The sequence below is a fragment of the Winogradskyella sp. genome, from assembly GCF_013213835.1.
GTDB lineage: Bacteria > Bacteroidota > Bacteroidia > Flavobacteriales > Flavobacteriaceae > Winogradskyella.
This window is the reverse complement of sequence record NZ_JABSSU010000001.1, coordinates 375,633-393,545: the sequence shown is the minus strand read 5'-3', so window position 1 is coordinate 393,545 and position 17,913 is coordinate 375,633. Positions and strand designations below refer to the sequence as shown.

Below are 17,913 nucleotides of genomic sequence, written 5' to 3'. Positions count from 1 at the left end.
GTATCACCACATGCTATCATTGTTGCATTTACACACTCATCATTGTCTGGTCCTGGTAATGGACATGTAAAGGTATAGTCCCCTAAATCTGAATCACAAGCATCATCTGTAGCGTCTATACTTAACGATACAGTGTCACCACTGTTGTATGGCCCAGCTACTACTGTTCCTACTACTACTGGATACGTAGTTGTTCCATCACTTATTAATGTGCCTGCATCTCCTGCATCTGATACAACTACCTCTACGTTAAATGTACCAGTACCATCCTCTGAACATGTCTCTACTACTGTAACACTATCTATCGTTGGTCCTGTACAATCAGGAGGATTTGGAACAATTATTTCAAAAGAAGCTTCTAATTCATCAGCTGGATCCTCCCAAGCACTTGTTGAATCGTTTGTACTAGGATCTGATGGTGATACGCCTCCATTATTACCTAATATGTTTCCATAAGCAGTAACAGAGATTAAAGTACCATCCCAGCCATCAGACCATCTATCATAACAATTAACATAATATGTTCCAGGGTCAATTGAAATATTTTCATTTATTAATCCTTGTCCATTACCATAAGTGCCATCACCTTGACCCCAAACTTGGGTACCGCCACCATTAACTTCGGTAGTAATTGACACCCATTTTTCTGTGGCATACAAACCACCTGATGTTGTTATGTTGATTGTACTTTGCTGGGCAAAAAGGCTAAAGCTTAATATCAACATAAAAATCATTAGGGTTATTTTTTTCATAAAATTGATTTTAATTAAACATTAGGTTTAAAACTAATTTGGGGTCATAGCTACGCTTTTCAACCTCTAAACCATTTCTGCATGGACGTAACATTTAGAAGTTCTAATTTTCTAAGAAGAATTGAAATGTAAAGTTTTACTGCTCATTTTAATTTGGTTTAATTAATTAGTGTTCACCAAAACACACCTTAAAAAAGGAACAGTAGCGTTGTATTCATAGATATGGGATATGCGATAACCAATAAAAAAACACCAAGATTCGTAAAAGAAAATTTAGACACCGACGCAATGCCATGTCTTTAATTAATTACACAGCATTTATCAAAATAATGATTCTTCTAGGGAAGACAATTGACAACTTGTCAAACAAATGATAAACTGTAACTTACGAAACAAGAATTAGTTAGTTAATGATTAATAGCGTTCCAAAATAAATATTTTTATTTAGTCAAATCATTTAACAAACAATTAATCGTTAAAGTGTTAAAATTTTCTTTTAACAGTATTTTAATATTTTAATTATCAACACATTATTAACATTTTTGATTAAAAAATTGAATAATTATCAGTTTTTTATATTAAAATCGCAATTATTATTAAATTTAATTATTATATAAAGGCGTTCATTCACAATATCACAATATTGTTTTGGATTGAACTTTACTAATTGTATATCGACAGTATAAAACACTACAACCACATGAAAAAAACGACTTCAGTTGAAGACTATATCAACACTAATATTCATTTTGAGAAAGCCTTAAAACTACTAAGAGAGATAATTAATTCAACCGAACTTGAAGAAACTATAAAATGGAACGCTCCAACCTATACACTTAATGGTAAAAATGTTATTGGGCTCGGTGCATTTAAAAATCATTTCGGTATTTGGTTCTTTAATGGTGTATTTCTTAAGGATGAAGATAATCTACTTGTTAATGCTCAAGAAGGTAAAACAAAAGCATTACGACAAATGCGGTTTACTTCAATCGAAGACATAGATAAAGAGAAGGTTCTAAACTATGTGCTGGAAGCCATAGAAAATCAAAAGCTTGGTAAAGAAACAAAACCGCAGCGTGCATCAAAAGAAATTGTTGTACCTGATGCGCTAAAGACCATATTAAAATCTGACCCGAAATTAGAAGAAGCTTTCAATCAACTTACTCCAGGCAAACAAAAAGAATATTGTATTCATATCTCTGAAGCTAAACGTGAAACAACAAAACTTAAAAGACTCGAAAAAATCATCCCACTTATTTTAAAGCAGAAAGGTTTGTATGACAAATACAAAACATGCTAAAAACATTAACATATATCAATAAATGTAGGATAAATATGATAAAAAATCAAAATAAATAGCTATTCATTAAAAAATCACTAATTTTATTATACCTATGAGATGTTAAAAAAATAGAACCCCAATATCCTATTAATCTTGAAGTTACAAATGAGTAAATCAAATGATTTAACCAACAATGAACTCAGTTATTCTGAACTGAGCAATATAATTACTCATCACAATCTATTTATTTGGAAGACTAATATCAATGGACATTACAGTTACTTTAATGATGAATGGATCAATTTTATAGGGTTAAAACAAAACGAGACCTGCAATATTTTGATTGACCTTATTCATGAAGATGATATTCTCACTTATAAAGAACAATCAAGAGACGCTTTTAACAAACAAAAAGATCTAAAGGTAACCTTCAGAATTAAAAACAATAGTGATGAATACGTTTGGATTCAACAAAATGGGAAACCAAACTATAATACAGACCACCAGTTTATTGGACACATCGGAACGTTTGAACTTTATTCTAAAAACATATTAGGCACTGATCAAGCTAAAATAGTTGCTAATCTCCAAAGGGACTTAGGAAAAATTACAGCTAAAGAAATTCGTGTTACCAAAGAGCTAAAGGAAGTACAGAAAATTGCAAGTTTAGGCAGTTGGTACCTAAATCTTGAAACAGATGAAGTCTATTGGAGCGAAGAATTATATGAGATATTTGGTTTTGATTCTAAACTCCCACCACCAACATTTGCAAAACAAGTTAAAATTTTCACACCAGATAGTTGGAGAGTTTTAACAAAAGCGGTTGAGAAAACGATAAAAAAAGGTGAATCTTATGAGCTTGAATTAGAGACTATTACAAAGAACGAAAGTAATGGTTGGATGTGGGCAAAAGGTGAGGCTGTCTTTAACAATAATAACACAATAATTGGATTACGCGGAATTGCACAAGATATTACACTTAAAAAACACATTGAACTACAGCTAAAAAACAACATAAAAGCATTATCAAAAAATGAAGATGAACTTAGAAAATCTAATCAACTTCTTGAGCATGCAGGCAAAGTGGCTAATCTTGGTGCTTGGGAAGTAGATTTAGTTAAAAACACCAACACTTGGTCTAAAACAACCTATGAAATCCACGAAGTTCCTGACGGTTTTGAACCTCACCCTGAGAAGGGTATAGAATTTTACAAGGAAGGCTATAGTAGAAATCGCATAACTGAAGTATTTACAGATTGTATTCAACACGGTATTTCTTTTGATGAAACATTGCAACTCATTACCTATAAAGGCAACGAAATTTGGGTAAGAGCCATTGGTGTGCCCGAAATGAAAGACGGTAAATGTTTAAGAGTTTATGGAGTTTTTCAAAATATTAGTGAAGAAAAAGCAAGAGAAGAGGAATTATTTTTAAGTTCAAAAAAAATTGCTGATTATAAATATGCTCTAAATCAATCTGCGATTGTGTCAATTACTGATATAAACGGCATCATAACCTTTGCAAATCAAAATTTTTGTGATTTATCAAAATATAGGGAGGACGAATTGATTGGACAGACTCATAAAATTATTAATTCTGGTTATCATCAAAAATCATTTTGGAAAGACATGTGGCAGACCATTTCAAAAGGTTCTGACTGGCAAAGGGAAGTGAAAAATAAGGCGAAAGACGGCAGTTATTACTGGGTAAATACATTTATAATTCCTTTCAAAGACAATGACGGAAAAATTACTCAATTTATGAGTTTAAGGTATGAAATCACCGCACGAAAAGAAAAGGAAATAGAATTATTAGAATCTAATAAACGTGCTGAAGAAGCACAAAAACGACTAATGCTTGCTTCTAATGCCGCTCACTTAGGTATTTGGGATTGGGATATTATAGAAAATGACCTCATATGGGATGAAAGAATGTATGAACTTTTCGGACAAGACAAAAATAGTACTGAAAAAACTTTCGAGCTATGGGCAAACACTTTACATCCTGATGACAGAGAAAGCGCTATTGAAGAAGTAAATGAGACACTTAAATCTAGTGATGGTTTTGATACGTCATTTAGAATTATTCATCCAAATGGTAAAGTTTTATATATTAAAGCTGACGCCATTGTTTTGAGAGATAAAAATGGTAATCCCGAACGTATGATAGGTGTCAACTATGATATTAGCGAACTAAAAGAACGTGAACTGAGATTGAAGGCTCAGAATCAACAGCTCACAGACTTCAGTAATATTGTTGCTCACAACTTAAGAGCGCCATTAGTAAATATAGAAATGCTTACCGAAGCCATTGAAGAAGCGGAAGACCAACAAGAACATGATGATTACATCAGTAAATTGAAATCAGTAATTTACAACTTAAATGGTGTCTTTGATGAGCTTATTGAATCTATGCAAGTTAGACAAGATACAGAGATAGAAAATGACCATGTTGATCTTAAAGAAAGACTAGATCTAATCTTAGGAAGCTTTCAAGCCAATATAAATGCGAGTAAAGCTATAATAAATGTAGATTTTAGTGAAGTCTCTACTTTACATTTTCCAGTAAAATATATTGATAGTATTTTCTTGAATCTTGTTAGTAATGCATTGAAATATAAATCTCATGACAGAAAACCTATCATCAATATTAAAACAAGGAAAGAGAAAAACAACTCAATTTTACTTATTGTTTCTGACAACGGATTAGGTATGGACATGAAACTTGCTAAAGATAATCTTTTCAAAATCCGTAAAACTTTTCACAACCATCCTGAAGCCAAAGGCTTTGGATTATTTATGATAAAAACTCAAATTGAAGCTATGCAAGGTGAAATTTGGGCAGAAAGCGAAGTAAATATAGGAACAAGCTTTTTTGTGAAATTAAAAAACCCAAATCTATGAAAGTCATTAAAAACCTATTTATTGTAGACGACGATGAGACATTTACATTCTTAACCGTTAAAAGAATATCTCGAACCAATTTGGTTGAAAATATTAAGACATTTCAAAACGGTCTAGATATTTTAAGCTATTTGAAGGAAAATAAAAAAAGTACGGAGGTTTTACCAGATGTCATTCTTCTGGATATTAATATGCCTATTATGGATGGTTGGCAATTTTTAGAGCGATTTGAACCCCTAACTGAAGAACTGAAAAAGAATATTGTAATTTATATTTTGTCTTCTTCCATATTCCCTGGTGATATAGATAGAGCAAAAAACTCTAAAATTATATCTGATTTTATAATAAAACCATTCACTGATGAAAAGCTTCTTGACATAACCAAAAAAATTGCATCATAAAAAAAGACCGCCATTTAGACGGTCTCATTAATTCTTGTAGAAAAAGTTTAATTATTTTTTTGCAGGAGCATTTAATTTCTTACTCATTTCCATAGAGATAGCTGAGCGATCAAACTTAATCTTACCCGCAAGTGTTTCTATAACACAGCTATTATCTTTGTCATTTAATTCAACAACTTTACCGTGCATTCCACTTTTTGTAATTACCCTATCACCCCGTTTTAATTCGCTAGCAAATTTTTTTTCTTGTTTTGCTCTTTTCATTTGCGGTGCAATCATAAAGAAATACATCACTGCGAAAATTGCAATAAACGGTAAAAACGAACCTATTCCTTCCATTAATGTCTAATCTTAATTTGTTTTTACAGGATTTACTGGCATGGCAGCAGGCTTTCTTGCTGGTTTTGCAGGTGCATTAGGATCTGGTTGTACCTGAGCCATAATCTTAACAACATCTTTACCTTTTTCAGTATTTGTTGTCATAGTTAGAGATTTAGTAACTTTACCGTTACCTTTCCCATTAAACTTTACAGTAAACTGACCTGTTTCACCTGGCTTAACTTCTTTGGTATAGTTTGATGGTACAGTACATCCACATGTACTTTTAATATTACTCACCACTAACATAGCGTTGCCAGTATTTTTGTATGTGAAAATTGTTTCTACTGGAGTACCATTAACAATTGAACCAAAATCATGTTCAGTTTTGTCTAATTCCATCACCGGTAAGTTACCAGCATTAGCATCTCTTTCTGCAGCAACAGCTACATTTTCTGATTTAATTTTACTAGCTGCGTCATCTTTACAAGAAGTAAAAGCAACCATACACAATGCGCTAAGCCCTAAAATTACTTTTTTCATCACTATATTTTATTAGTTATTACGATTTTTTCTATCAGCTTGCGAAGTTAACAATAATTTCTACCATTTAAAACTTTTCAGCTTACCTTTACAACAAAGAGAGTGACTACATAAGTCCTCTTCCTGATTTTGGGTAAAGGTTATTGGATTTATATTCTTTAACAATTTTATCCAAAATACCATTAATAAAAATACTACTTTTAGGTGTTGAGTATTCTTTGGCAATCTCTAGATATTCATTTAAAGTCACCTTATGCGGTATGGATGGGAATTTTTGAAACTCACAGATCGCCATTCTCAATAAGACACCATCAATACTTGCTAATCTTTCAGAATCCCAATTGGTCGTTTTACCTGAAATTTCTGCAGAATACTTTGAACCATTCAATAAGGTCTTATTCATCAAATCTTTGGCAAACTCTCTATCGTCTTCATCTTTATATACATCCGGAAGTAGATGGGTTTCTGGCGAAGTGAGCTTTATCTTTTTAAGTAATTTAACAACTAAAGTATTAACCACTGGTAAATCATCAACCCAAGTTAATTTTTTATCTTCAAAATAGTCGTAAAGCTTATCATTTGGGGCAATAATGTTAGTATAAACATCCAACACAAATTGCTTATCCTCCTTGAATGAAGTTGTAGTTTCAGAGATATAAGCACTATATAAATTGCTATTTATTATTTCTTTAAATAATAAATCTACATATTCAAAATCTAAATCCCAGAAATTAAGTCTCTTTTTCTCAATAGCATCCTGAAGCATTTTATTTTCACTTATAAGATGCAATAATTGATTGTCCTGAAACTTCGTGTTAGGATTCTTATCAGAATCTGTACCTAATAACTTTTTTTGTCTTTTTTGATTGTAATCTATGCTCTTTTTATGAATTTCTGTAAGCAAGGCAAGTACAGAAATATATAAATCGTGAATACTATCTAAACTATGTAGTAAGAATTTTTCATCTTTTTTAAAGTCATCACTTTCTGTACCTTTAAAAGCATACAATGATTGCATAACTTTTATTCTAATGTGTCTTCGATTGAGCATAAGTTAAAGAACTGTCTAATTTAATAATTTAAAAAAGGTGAATTCCATTTAAAAAATTCACCCTGCAAAAATAGTATTATTTAAATCGCAAAAAAATTATTTAGAATTTTCTCGTCTTCGAGTTTCAATTCGTGTTTGTGCAATATTTAATGCTGCTGCATGAGTAGTCATATCATTTTCATGTGCATGTTCTAATATTTCTAATGTGGTATTAAAAATATTCTCTGTTTTTCGCATTATTTCCTGTCTATCGTAGTCTTCTAACTCTGCGTAAACGTTAATGATTCCACCAGCATTAATTAAAAAGTCTGGAGCGTAAACAATGCCTCTTTGCTTTAGCATTTCACCATGCTTTACTTCTTCTGCCAGTTGATTATTTGCCGCACCCGCAATTACTTTAGCTTTAAGTCTACCTATAGATTTGTCATTAATCGTCGCACCTAAAGCACATGGTGCATAAATATCCATATCTTGATCAAAGAATTCATCACCTTTAAAAACACCAACATGATATTTGTCTCGCACTTCAATTAAACGGTCAGCATTAATATCAGAAATCGTAACCTTTGCACCTTCGTCAACTAAATGTTCTACTAAAGCTTCACCAACACTTCCTACGCCTTGCACAAAAACATGTCTACCTTCTAAAACATCAGAACCAAACTGATAACGTGCTGCTGCTTTCATACCCATATACACACCATAAGCCGTAATTGGTGATGGATTTCCTGCTCCACCTCTACTTTCGGAAATACCTGTAACATAAGGTGTCACATCTCTTACAATATCCATATCATCTGGGCACATACCAACATCTTCTGCAGTAATATACTTCCCATTCAATGAATGTACATAATCAGCAAAACGCTTCATTAATTCGGGTGTTTTCTGCGTTTCTGGATCACCTATAATAACCGCTTTTCCACCTCCTAAATTAAGACCTGTAATGGCAGATTTATAAGTCATAGCTCTAGATAAACGTAGTACATCATTAAGAGCTTCCCATTCATTTTCGTATTGCATCATACGAGTACCACCTAACGCTGGTCCTAATACGGTGTTATGTATACCAATTATAGCTTTTAAACCAGTATCTTTGTCATTACAAAAAACAATTTGTTCATGGTTATCAAAAGAATGTTGACCAAAAACAGTATTATATTTTTGCAATTCTTTTGGAGATATCATTTCTGAAGTCATTTATATCGATTTAAGGCTGTCTCTGAAGTACCCTAGAAAACAGTGTCCAAAAGTAATTATTATTGGAGCATTAGCAAAATATTAACTATAAAATAGTATTATCGTAATACTTTTGACCGACCAAAAGCAACTATGAAGGCACTCAAACATCTCAATAAATATTTTCACAAATATAGATACCGATTAATCATCGGAATCATCATCACAATTATAGCTAAAATATTTGCGCTTTTTACACCAAGACTTGTTGGTGATTCAATAACCATAGTGTCTGATCGTTTTGATGGTAGAATTTCACAGGAGGTATTTGAAAGCGAAATTATTACTAATGTATTACTTATTATTGGTGCCGCAGTTATCACAGGGCTTTTTACATTTTTAATGCGCCAAACTATTATTAATGTCTCTAGATACATAGAATACGATCTCAAAAACGAGATTTACCAACACTACCAAGTATTATCATTAAATTTTTACAAGTCTAATAGAACTGGTGATTTAATGAATAGAATTAGTGAAGACGTTGGTAAGGTACGTATGTATTGTGGACCTGCAATAATGTATACCATGAATACTATAACGCTATTCACAACCGCCATTATATATATGGTGAGCACTGCGCCTAAACTGACATTATATACACTTTTACCACTACCAATTTTATCATTTGCTATTTACAAACTAAGTCGCTTAATCAATAAGAGAAGTACAATTGTACAAGAGTCACTTTCTACGCTATCAACGTATACTCAAGAAACATTCAGTGGTGTTTCTGTTATTAAATCTTACGGAATAGAACCAAGAACTAATAACGAGTTTGAAGATTTATCATCAAACAACAGACAAAAGCAAATTGATCTCACCAAGGTTCAAGCTTTCTTTTTCCCGCTAATGATACTTCTCATTGGTGTTAGTAACCTCATAGTAATTTATTTTGGTGGGGTACAATATATGAACGGTGAAATAGAGAATATCGGAACCATAGCCGAGTTTATTATTTATGTAAATATGCTAACTTGGCCGGTAGCTACAATTGGCTGGGTCACTGATTTGGTTCAGCAGGCAGAAGCTTCACAAGCTCGTATTAATGAGTTTTTAAAAACTGAACCAGAAATTCAAAATCTAAACGCCAATTCTACACCGGTTAAAGGTGATATCGAGTTTAAGAATGTTTCATTTGTCTATCCTGACACTAATATACAAGCCATAAAAAACATGAGTTTCTCGTTAAAAACTGGAGAAACTTTAGCTATTTTGGGAAAAACAGGTTCTGGCAAATCTACAGTACTTGATCTCATAGGAAGACTTTATGATATAAATGATGGTAGTGTGTTAATAGATGATATTCCAATCTCTAAGCTCAATCTTCATGATCTAAGAAGTAGCATTGGTTACGTACCACAGGATGCATTTTTATTTTCTGATACTATTGAAAATAACATCAAATTTGGAAAAGAAGATGCCACTAACGCTGAAGTTATTGAAGCCGCAAAAAATGCTAGAGTTCATGAGAATATTATAGGTTTTAACAAAAGTTATGATACTATTTTAGGAGAACGTGGTATTACATTATCTGGTGGACAAAAACAACGTGTTTCAATCGCTAGAGCTATCATAAAAAAACCAGAAATTCTCTTGTTTGACGATTGCCTTTCTGCCGTAGATACAGAAACAGAAGAAAAAATTCTTAATAATTTAGAGAAACTCACAAAACATAAAACAACTATAATTGTCAGTCATAGAGTATCTTCTGCAAAAAATGCTGATAAAATTATAGTGCTTGACGTAGGTAGTATTATTCAACAAGGAAATCACTCTGAACTCGTTTCTGTTGAAGGATATTACAAAGATCTTTATACAAAACAGCTATCAGAGAAAGAAATACATTAAAATATTTGTTTGTAAGTATTTTTTTTAGATTTTTGAGTGAAAATAACTAAACAACCATACTATGAGTGATTATGCAATGATTGATAAAGAAGAAATATATTCTAAGGTATTGCGTGCTGGAAGAAGAACTTATTTTTTCGATGTAAGAGCCACAAAAGCTGGTGATTACTATTTAACAATCACAGAGAGTAAGAAGTTCACAAACGATGATGGATCTTTCCATTATAAAAAACACAAAATATATCTTTACAAAGAAGACTTTTCTGAATTTAAAGAAATCTTAGCTGAGATGACAGATTACATCATTAATGAAAAAGGTGAAGAAGTCATCAGTGAACGTCATCAAAGTGACTACAAGAGAGAGGATAATTATTCTGAAGAATCGTCTAATGGTTCTGATGATTCAAATAGTTTTACAGACATAAGCTTTGACGATATTTAATATATCAATTCTTATATAGTATTAGTGAGCCATTACATAACGTAATGGCTTTTTTATGTTTAGCATTTTGCGGTTAACAATGCTAAAAATAAAACCATAAAAATAAAAACAAATCCCATAGTTGCGCCAAGAGTTAATGAAAGAAGCAGTGAAAAAGTAATTAAATACAATGGTACCAATGTAACGGCAACACCAAACCTAAATGTCCCAATAAATTCATTCTCTTTAATTTTTGGCAGTATCCATAACTTCCAAAGCACATAAACAGGCAGCACACCAACAATTAAAGGCATCATAAAAGCTTTACTTATAAAAGACTGATTTTGTCTTGTGTTTCCAGTGAAATTACCAGAATCATTTGTAATAAAGCTGTTAATTGGTGTAGGTTCTAACCAATTCACCTTTTTAGCGTTTAATTGACTTAGAATTAATTCGTAATTACTTTGAGGAATATTAGTTGTCAATTGAGATATTTCATCATATACAATTTGTTTTAGCGCTATAGAATCTTCGACTTTATTACCTTTTAGATAGTTTTCAACATCTATTGAAGGGCCAAAATTAACACTGACCTTTTCAGGATATTTAGTAGCATTAGCGTAATTCAAACCTGCAGGAATTAACTTTAAATCTAATTCAGGATATTTATCATATGCATCATTAATAATTCTTGTAAACCCTTTACTCAAAGGTCTTACTCTTCGTTCTAAACTATGGTTTCCTTCAGGAAAAATAGCAACAGACGCATTATTTGAAAGTACATCAGAACATTTATGAAATATGACTTCATTTTTAGAAATTGTACTCCAACCATCCCTAATCCTAAAAACAGGTAGCATCTGTAAACTTCTTAATAATTTAGCAATATTCTTATTTTTAAATACAGAAGCTCTAGTTAAGAAATACGAAAAACGATGTGTCTTAGCAGCAATAATAAGCGCATCTAGTAAGGCATTCTGATGGTTACAAAGAATAATTATGGGTTTGTTGTTTGGTATATTTTTTAAACCATTAACCTTTATACTTTTAAAGTAAAAGAAGAGCCCTAATCTTACATAAGCTCTTATTGTATGTAACCAGAGTTTATTCAATCAATTTTATTTACGAGACCAAAAGGCTGCTAAACTTAAACCAGAAACGATGTGCCATATTCCCCAAAATGCAGCAAGTATTGCCATGCCACCTAAACCATTAAAAAAAGTAAATATGAGTAGTAAACCCAATCCTGAGTTTTGAATACCCGTTTCTATGGCTAAGGTCTTTTGGTCTCTAAATGACAATCTAAAAACTCTTGCCACTGAAAAACCTAATAAAATTGCTATCAAATTATGACCGATACCAATTGCCAAAACATGGGTTACATATTCGTTAAAAACATCCATGTTATTTGTTAAAGCAATAATTACAATAGCTATAAAAACAATAATTGATAATGGTTTTAAAACTTTAGAAAGCCGTATTGCAAGTTGTTCTTGATATTTACGTATGGTCATGCCAACTAATAGAGGTACACCTAAAATCATTGCAACGACCTTAAATACTTCTATAGGATTTAGAGAAACAGTCTTTAGAATTTTTGAAGTAGGCTCATATAAATTACCATAAACCTGAAAATTCAATGGTGTCATTATTATTGCTAAAAATGTAGCAAATGCAGTTAATGTTACTGATAATGCCGTATTACCTTTTGCAAGGTGCGTCATAAAATTTGAGATATTTCCTCCAGGGCAAGCTGCAACCATTATCATACCTAAAGCTATACTTGGCTTAGGATTTATCAATAAAATCAAAATAAAGGTTATAAAAGGCAACAGTACAAATTGAGAAAGTACTCCTAAAAAAACTAACTTCGGATGTTTAAAAAGCGTTTTGAAATCACTTAAAGTAATACCCAAGGCAACCCCAAACATAACAACAGCAAGTGCAATGTTTAAAACCCATAAACCATCACTATCAAAATTTATTTTAACCTTGTCTAATTCAGTCATATTAAGCTACAGTACTACCGTTTTTTACTCTGGATTCTGGATGTAATAAAAAGACATCTTTTTCCTTTACTGCACCCATCACCAAGCACTCGCTCATAAATTTTGCAATCTGCTTTTTTGGGAAATTAATAACTGCAACAATCTGTCGATTCAACAAAGACTCTTTTGAATATAAGGTCGTTATTTGAGCCGAAGATTTTTTAATACCCAAATCACCAAAATCTATTGTGAGTTGATATGCTGGATTGCGAGCTTCTGGGAAATCATTAACCGCTATAATCGTTCCAACTCTAAGGTCAACCTTTATAAAATCTTCAAATGCTATTAATTCTGACATTAATGTCTTAATTAGTTAGATGTGGAATATATAAATTTTAAATAACATTGGATTCCTATAATCTGGATTCCTATTTTTGAATAAATCTATTTTTATGGCATTAACACCTTCTAATATGTTGCCGCTAGGCACACTGGCTCCCGATTTCAATTTAATTGACACTAAAGATGACATCATAAAATCGCTCGATGAACTTAAAGGGCAAAAAGCCACACTCATTATGTTTATTTGCAATCATTGCCCGTTTGTGATTCATGTAAATCCACAATTAGTAGAATTGGCTAATACTTATAATAAGCAAGGTGTTAATTGTATTGCTATATCGAGCAATGATGTTGTGAACTATCCACAAGATGGTCCTGATAAAATGAAACAACATGCAAAGGACAATAATTATCCTTTTCCTTATCTGTATGATGAATCACAAGAAGTAGCAAAAGCTTATGATGCAGCATGCACTCCAGATTTCTTTTTATTTAATGATAAATTGCAACTTGTTTACGCTGGTCAGTTAGATGGCTCAAGACCTGGAAATGGTATTCCTGTAACAGGACAAGACTTAAGAACTGCTATTGATACTTTACTGAATAATGAAACCATAGACCCTGATCAAAAGCCAAGTATGGGTTGTAATATAAAATGGAAATGAACACTTGAAATGACTAAATATGATATTAATAAAGAAAAACGAAAATCGATTCCATTATCAGTTTCTGAATCTTTAACTTTCTTTTTTATTCCATTTAGGTTTTTCGGATTTATAAAGTTTAAGACTAATGACTTTAATGAATCTGAGGTTAATCGTTTTAAGGAATATGGCTTTGACTTAAAAATTAAACAGGCCAAAGAGCTCATTCTTTTTGGAAAACTTTTTTATTTAGGTCTTATACTGGTGATCATCTATATTATAAAATAAAAAGTATGAATATTAAAATAGAAACAGAACGTCTTATCCTCAGGCCATTTGAAATGGCAGATGATAAAGACTTATACGAAATGGATTCTAATCCTAAGGTTCATATTTATCTAGGAAATAATCCTGTAAAATCCATAGAACAAGTCCGTGACTCAATAAAGAAAGTAATACAACAGTACTCTGATTTTGGTGTTGGACGACTCGCTATAATAAAAAAAGACACAGGCGAACATGTTGGTTGGGCCGGTTTAAAATATGAACAAGTACTTCGCAATGAGTTTGACTACTACGACTTAGGCTATAGACTTAAAGAAAGATTTTGGGGACATGGATATGCCACTGAAGCAGCAATTGCTTCTAGAGATTACGGATTTAAAGATTTAAAGTTGAAAGAAATCGGTGCCGCTGCAGATGTAGATCATATAGCTTCAAATACCATTTTAAAGAAAATTGGTATGCAACCTTCTGGCACATTTACTTTTGAAGGCGAGTTATGTAATTGGTATACCTTGAAAAATCCACACCTATAAACAATGAAACCCCTTTTTCAAGGGGTTTCATCATCAATCAAAATAGTCTAAACCAAGTTTTACATTAGTTTATTTTATTGTGCTCTTAGCTTAAAGTTGATAGGAATACTGTAAGGAACACCAACCGGTTTGTTACGTTGCTTACCAGGTTCCATTTTTGGTAATAAGCTAATGATACGTGCAGCTTCTGTTTCTAGTATTTGATCTGGTCCTCTAGTTTTAATCTTAGAAACTGTACCATTCTTATCAATTAGGAAGAATACAAACACTTTACCTTGTATATTAAGCTCAGCTGCTGTATCTGGATATCTAAAGTGTTTTTGTAAGTGCTCATTCATTTTTTGTTGGAAACAAGCCTTTAACTGAGCATTATTACCTGTACAGCCAGGGAATTGAGGTACTCTTTCGATTACTGCAAACGGAACTTCTATATCTTCCTCTACTTCAATATCTTCAACTTCATCTACTGATACAACACGTTCCTCAACAATATCGTCTTGCCCAATCTCATTACTCTCGATAAAAGTCTCTTCAATTTCAGCAATATCTTCAACTATGGTAATAGCTTCAGTAACTACTTGTTTAGGTGGCGGTGGCGGAGGTGGAATGTTAATTGTAGTAATCGGAATATCCTCTTCTAAATTGTCCTGCAACATTAAGATATCTATCTTAGTCTCTTCTGTTTCGTAAGTCTTATGTTCTAGTCCTAAATACGTTAGGAGTAACATTACGTTTAAGCCAACAGCAAAATATAAACTGCTGTTTCGACCTACATTGGCTCTTGGGTTCTTCTTAACTTCCATGACGATTAATTTTATACTATAAAGTTAATTATCATAACCCTGAAAAAGTATGATATTTATCATGTCAGCATTTTTAAGTGTGACGATTGACGAATTGAGAATTGAGAAATAATTATTCTTGAAAACAGTAACAATTCAAAGAACACTAATTACTGTTTTTCGAAAATACTTACTGACTACTTCCCTACTTCTAACTTCTAACTTCTAACTTCTAACTTAATCTACAAGTTATCCAATTGATTGTCTTTTCCATCTTCACTAATCGTCCAGAAGAATCCAACAAAAAAGAATTGATCTGTTGCCGGTCTTAAAGCTCTTCTATTAAATTGACCGTTAACATCTGGTGCAGTTGCATACTGGTAGCCGTTAACATTTCTAATACCTAAAACATTATTTACGGATAAATACAATATTTTTTGCTGGCTAAGAAGGTAAGCCCAATTAAAGCTTAAACTATTAAATGATTTAGTACGCTCATTTAAAAATTCATTGGTATTAGGATTTGTATATGGTCTTCCTGAAGAATATGTATATGCTAACCCTAATTGACTCTTCCAACTATCAATCCAATATTTTGTTACAACAGAAAAATTATGATCGGTCGCGTAGTTAGGTTGAGCAGCGCTTACAAAATTTCTATAATCGCGTTCCGTATCTAAATAAGAATAGCTTATCCAATAGTCTAAATTCTTAATACTTGTATTATCGCGCCAAAATAAATCTAATCCTTGGGCATACCCAAAACCTTCAGAATTAAAGTTACTATCAAACGTTGTAAATTCTGTATCAAACTTTACCAGATTATCATAATCCTTTCTGTAAACTTCAGCACGAAATATCTTACCATTATTTACATATTGGTAATTTAAAATGTAATGCGATGTTTTTTCTGCTTTCAAATTTTGTTCAAACTTTAATATTGAACTATTCGGGTTTTGAAAAAAACTACCATAAGCCAAAGATACTTGTCCGTTCTTAGAGGTTTTGTAGGCTAAAGCAGCTCTCGGTGCAATTTCAAAATCATTAAATATGGCACTATAATCTGCTCGTAAACCTACCTTTAAAGCTAAATCTTTTGAGAATACTACATCTGCTTCTGTGAACCCAGCCGTAATATTATTTTTAAACCCATAGGTTTCGTCGATATTACCTTGTTGAAAGTTCTCTTCAAAATTTGTGGTAAACTGTTCAGCACCGAAACTAATTTTAAACCTACTATTAAACCGTTTCTTTAATTTTAGTTTTAGATGTACAGAATTCTCTTTGTCATTTATATCACTACTCATTATACCAATCTCATTAATGGCATGAGTAAAGCTCAGTCCTGTATTTATTGTCCAATTATTATTTAAAATACCCTTATATGATGTGTTGAGATAAAAGTTGTTATTGTTTAGCTTAAAGTCTAGGCCATCAGCAAAATTTATATCTTCCTGGTTTACTTCCAAATCGGTAACATCAAAAGCGGCATAAAACTTTAACATCCCATTTTTTAAGCGTTGTCTAAAAACCGTTTCACCTTGAGCACCTTGAAAAGGACGATTCCATTCATTTCTATTATTAAATAATTCGAAATATGGTGCCAAATTTATATATGACGCATTAAAACTTAATGAAGATTTATCCCATTTCTGAGTATTTCCTACTCCGGCACCGACCGTCATCAATGAGATGTCTGTTTTCTCCTGATCTGGTTCATCAATGGTATTAAGAAGCAAGACACTTGACAACGCTTGTCCATACTCTGATGAATAGCCACCAGTAGAAAATGTAATACCATCAAACAAAAAAGGTGAATATCTTCCTCTTGTAGGTAAGTTATTTGTAGTAGGTGTATACGGCGTGAAAACACGAATACCATCTATAAAAATTTGAGTTTCATCTGCGTTTCCACCTCGCACAAACAAACGACCATCTTCAGCAACATTTGACGTACCAGGCAATGTTTGTAATGCTCCAACAAAATCACCTAGCGCACTCGCTGTTGTTACTACATCTAATGGCTTTAGCACAGACACCTTACTATTATCATTGGCTTCAAAAGTTCCTGCGCTTAACACAACGGTATCTAAAGCTTCTACGTCTTCACGTAATTTAATTTGAAGATTTGACAGTTTTCCTACTTCTCCTTCTACTGTTTTAGTTTCGTAAGATAAAAATGAGATAACTAAAGTTTGCTTACCTTTTTCTTCGGTTGTAAATAAAAATTCGCCAGTATCTGTCGATGTTGCACCATCATAGGTGCCTTCCAAATAAATATTTGCCCCAATAACCGGATTACCTTTGTAATCTGTAACTTTTCCTGAGATGGTGTGCTGTGCTTGTATCAGTCCTGTGATGAATAGGATGATGGTAAAAATTGTCTTGTTCATTTTTTGGTTGATTAAATTCTGAGACAAACATCTTACTATTTCTTACCATGAAGAATTCTATTTTACCGAATTGTAATTTTTAAATGATGAATTGAATATATTTGTTTGAAATGTCAGATTGAGTGCGTTCTTAACTTGTTCATATAGAATTGATGATAAAGCAGTTCGACTGCTCTCAACGTGA

The 17,913-nt window shown here is 32.3% G+C and carries 18 protein-coding genes; 8 read left to right on the top strand and 10 right to left on the bottom strand.

What is annotated here, in order from left to right; genetic code table 11:
* Positions 1–752: hypothetical protein (locus HRU50_RS01880; RefSeq protein WP_296347558.1), on the bottom strand; the 752-nt coding region annotated here is incomplete at its 3' end.
* 700 nt (positions 753–1,452) lie between these two features.
* Between HRU50_RS01880 and HRU50_RS01875 the strand changes: the two genes are divergently transcribed.
* The 3 genes from HRU50_RS01875 to HRU50_RS01865 all read left to right on the top strand — a co-directional run bounded on the left by HRU50_RS01875 (position 1,453) and on the right by HRU50_RS01865 (position 5,339).
* Positions 1,453–2,052, top strand: coding sequence for a DUF1801 domain-containing protein (locus tag HRU50_RS01875; protein ID WP_296347556.1), 600 nt, complete (start codon positions 1,453–1,455; stop codon positions 2,050–2,052).
* A 147-nt stretch (positions 2,053–2,199) separates the two neighbouring features.
* Entirely contained in the window at positions 2,200–4,938 is a 2,739-nt protein-coding gene (locus HRU50_RS01870; protein ID WP_296347554.1) for a PAS domain-containing protein, read from the top strand.
* Positions 4,935–5,339, top strand: coding sequence for a response regulator (locus HRU50_RS01865; protein WP_296347551.1), 405 nt, complete (start codon positions 4,935–4,937; stop codon positions 5,337–5,339). The genes HRU50_RS01870 and HRU50_RS01865 overlap by 4 nt, the downstream gene beginning before the upstream one ends.
* 51 nt (positions 5,340–5,390) lie before the next feature.
* Here HRU50_RS01865 and yajC read toward each other — a convergent pair whose 3' ends face one another.
* From yajC to HRU50_RS01845, 4 genes are all read right to left on the bottom strand, one after another.
* Complete coding sequence (gene yajC, locus HRU50_RS01860) at positions 5,391–5,678, bottom strand: preprotein translocase subunit YajC (protein ID WP_296347550.1); 288 nt, start codon at positions 5,676–5,678, stop codon at positions 5,391–5,393.
* 12 nt (positions 5,679–5,690) lie between these two features.
* Positions 5,691–6,200, bottom strand: a complete 510-nt coding sequence (locus HRU50_RS01855; RefSeq protein ID WP_296347548.1) for a DUF1573 domain-containing protein — start codon at positions 6,198–6,200, stop codon at positions 5,691–5,693.
* A 106-nt stretch (positions 6,201–6,306) separates the two neighbouring features.
* Positions 6,307–7,218, bottom strand: a complete 912-nt coding sequence (gene nusB, locus HRU50_RS01850) for a transcription antitermination factor NusB (protein ID WP_296347546.1) — start codon at positions 7,216–7,218, stop codon at positions 6,307–6,309.
* A gap of 129 nt (positions 7,219–7,347) precedes the next feature.
* Positions 7,348–8,451: a Glu/Leu/Phe/Val dehydrogenase gene (locus HRU50_RS01845; RefSeq protein ID WP_296347544.1), complete on the bottom strand. Its 1,104-nt coding sequence runs from the start codon at positions 8,449–8,451 to the stop codon at positions 7,348–7,350.
* Positions 8,452–8,583: 132 nt separating this feature from the next.
* Between HRU50_RS01845 and HRU50_RS01840 the strand changes: the two genes are divergently transcribed.
* Together HRU50_RS01840 and HRU50_RS01835 are read left to right on the top strand one after the other, a co-directional pair.
* On the top strand, positions 8,584–10,341 hold the full coding sequence (locus HRU50_RS01840; protein ID WP_296347542.1) for an ABC transporter ATP-binding protein: 1,758 nt from the start codon (positions 8,584–8,586) through the stop codon (positions 10,339–10,341).
* A 61-nt stretch (positions 10,342–10,402) separates the two neighbouring features.
* The gene (locus HRU50_RS01835) at positions 10,403–10,783 is read left to right on the top strand and encodes a PUR family DNA/RNA-binding protein (RefSeq protein ID WP_296347539.1); all 381 of its coding nucleotides are present in this window, start codon (positions 10,403–10,405) and stop codon (positions 10,781–10,783) included.
* Positions 10,784–10,842: 59 nt separating this feature from the next.
* On the opposite strand, the gene HRU50_RS01830 is transcribed toward HRU50_RS01835, so the two are convergent.
* The 3 genes from HRU50_RS01830 to HRU50_RS01820 are packed head-to-tail and all read right to left on the bottom strand — an operon-like array spanning position 10,843 to position 13,108.
* Positions 10,843–11,874 carry a lysophospholipid acyltransferase family protein gene (locus tag HRU50_RS01830; protein WP_296347538.1) on the bottom strand — a complete coding sequence of 344 codons (1,032 nt, stop codon included), beginning with the start codon at positions 11,872–11,874 and terminating at the stop codon, positions 10,843–10,845.
* Positions 11,875–11,880: 6 nt separating this feature from the next.
* Positions 11,881–12,771, bottom strand: coding sequence for a bile acid:sodium symporter family protein (locus HRU50_RS01825; protein ID WP_296347536.1), 891 nt, complete (start codon positions 12,769–12,771; stop codon positions 11,881–11,883).
* 1 nt (position 12,772) lies between these two features.
* Positions 12,773–13,108, bottom strand: a complete 336-nt coding sequence (locus tag HRU50_RS01820) for a tRNA-binding protein (protein ID WP_296347534.1) — start codon at positions 13,106–13,108, stop codon at positions 12,773–12,775.
* 94 nt (positions 13,109–13,202) lie between these two features.
* Here HRU50_RS01820 and HRU50_RS01815 point away from each other — a divergent pair, with 94 nt between their 5' ends.
* From HRU50_RS01815 to HRU50_RS01805, 3 genes are read left to right on the top strand one after another with little or no spacing between them, the layout of a single operon-like run.
* On the top strand, positions 13,203–13,757 hold the full coding sequence (locus HRU50_RS01815) for a thioredoxin family protein (RefSeq protein ID WP_296347532.1): 555 nt from the start codon (positions 13,203–13,205) through the stop codon (positions 13,755–13,757).
* Between the two features lie 9 nt (positions 13,758–13,766).
* Entirely contained in the window at positions 13,767–14,024 is a 258-nt protein-coding gene (locus HRU50_RS01810) for a hypothetical protein (RefSeq protein ID WP_296347531.1), read from the top strand.
* Positions 14,025–14,029: 5 nt separating this feature from the next.
* Positions 14,030–14,554 carry a GNAT family N-acetyltransferase gene (locus tag HRU50_RS01805; protein ID WP_296347530.1) on the top strand — a complete coding sequence of 175 codons (525 nt, stop codon included), beginning with the start codon at positions 14,030–14,032 and terminating at the stop codon, positions 14,552–14,554.
* A gap of 74 nt (positions 14,555–14,628) precedes the next feature.
* Here the strand turns inward: HRU50_RS01805 and HRU50_RS01800 are convergent, their stop codons facing one another.
* Both HRU50_RS01800 and HRU50_RS01795 read right to left on the bottom strand, forming a co-directional pair.
* Positions 14,629–15,357: an energy transducer TonB gene (locus tag HRU50_RS01800; RefSeq protein WP_296347528.1), complete on the bottom strand. Its 729-nt coding sequence runs from the start codon at positions 15,355–15,357 to the stop codon at positions 14,629–14,631.
* Positions 15,358–15,578: 221 nt separating this feature from the next.
* Entirely contained in the window at positions 15,579–17,729 is a 2,151-nt protein-coding gene (locus tag HRU50_RS01795; RefSeq protein ID WP_296347526.1) for a TonB-dependent receptor, read from the bottom strand.
* Positions 17,730–17,913 lie beyond the last annotated feature (184 nt).

What these genes read in the sequence shown, in the direction of transcription:
- HRU50_RS01870 (WP_296347554.1), top strand. Translation starts at nt 2,200, where the DNA reads ATGAGTAAATCAAATGATTTAACCAACAATGAACTCAGTTATTCTGAA.
- HRU50_RS01815 (WP_296347532.1), top strand. Translation starts at nt 13,203, where the DNA reads ATGGCATTAACACCTTCTAATATGTTGCCGCTAGGCACACTGGCTCCC.
- HRU50_RS01800 (WP_296347528.1), bottom strand. Translation starts at nt 15,357, where the DNA reads ATGGAAGTTAAGAAGAACCCAAGAGCCAATGTAGGTCGAAACAGCAGT.
- nusB (WP_296347546.1), bottom strand. Translation starts at nt 7,218, where the DNA reads ATGCAATCATTGTATGCTTTTAAAGGTACAGAAAGTGATGACTTTAAA.
- yajC (WP_296347550.1), bottom strand. Translation starts at nt 5,678, where the DNA reads ATGGAAGGAATAGGTTCGTTTTTACCGTTTATTGCAATTTTCGCAGTG.
- HRU50_RS01835 (WP_296347539.1), top strand. Translation starts at nt 10,403, where the DNA reads ATGAGTGATTATGCAATGATTGATAAAGAAGAAATATATTCTAAGGTA.
- HRU50_RS01840 (WP_296347542.1), top strand. Translation starts at nt 8,584, where the DNA reads ATGAAGGCACTCAAACATCTCAATAAATATTTTCACAAATATAGATAC.
- HRU50_RS01875 (WP_296347556.1), top strand. Translation starts at nt 1,453, where the DNA reads ATGAAAAAAACGACTTCAGTTGAAGACTATATCAACACTAATATTCAT.
- HRU50_RS01865 (WP_296347551.1), top strand. Translation starts at nt 4,935, where the DNA reads ATGAAAGTCATTAAAAACCTATTTATTGTAGACGACGATGAGACATTT.
- HRU50_RS01825 (WP_296347536.1), bottom strand. Translation starts at nt 12,771, where the DNA reads ATGACTGAATTAGACAAGGTTAAAATAAATTTTGATAGTGATGGTTTA.
- HRU50_RS01795 (WP_296347526.1), bottom strand. Translation starts at nt 17,729, where the DNA reads ATGAACAAGACAATTTTTACCATCATCCTATTCATCACAGGACTGATA.
- HRU50_RS01855 (WP_296347548.1), bottom strand. Translation starts at nt 6,200, where the DNA reads ATGAAAAAAGTAATTTTAGGGCTTAGCGCATTGTGTATGGTTGCTTTT.
- HRU50_RS01805 (WP_296347530.1), top strand. Translation starts at nt 14,030, where the DNA reads ATGAATATTAAAATAGAAACAGAACGTCTTATCCTCAGGCCATTTGAA.
- HRU50_RS01820 (WP_296347534.1), bottom strand. Translation starts at nt 13,108, where the DNA reads ATGTCAGAATTAATAGCATTTGAAGATTTTATAAAGGTTGACCTTAGA.
- HRU50_RS01810 (WP_296347531.1), top strand. Translation starts at nt 13,767, where the DNA reads ATGACTAAATATGATATTAATAAAGAAAAACGAAAATCGATTCCATTA.
- HRU50_RS01845 (WP_296347544.1), bottom strand. Translation starts at nt 8,451, where the DNA reads ATGACTTCAGAAATGATATCTCCAAAAGAATTGCAAAAATATAATACT.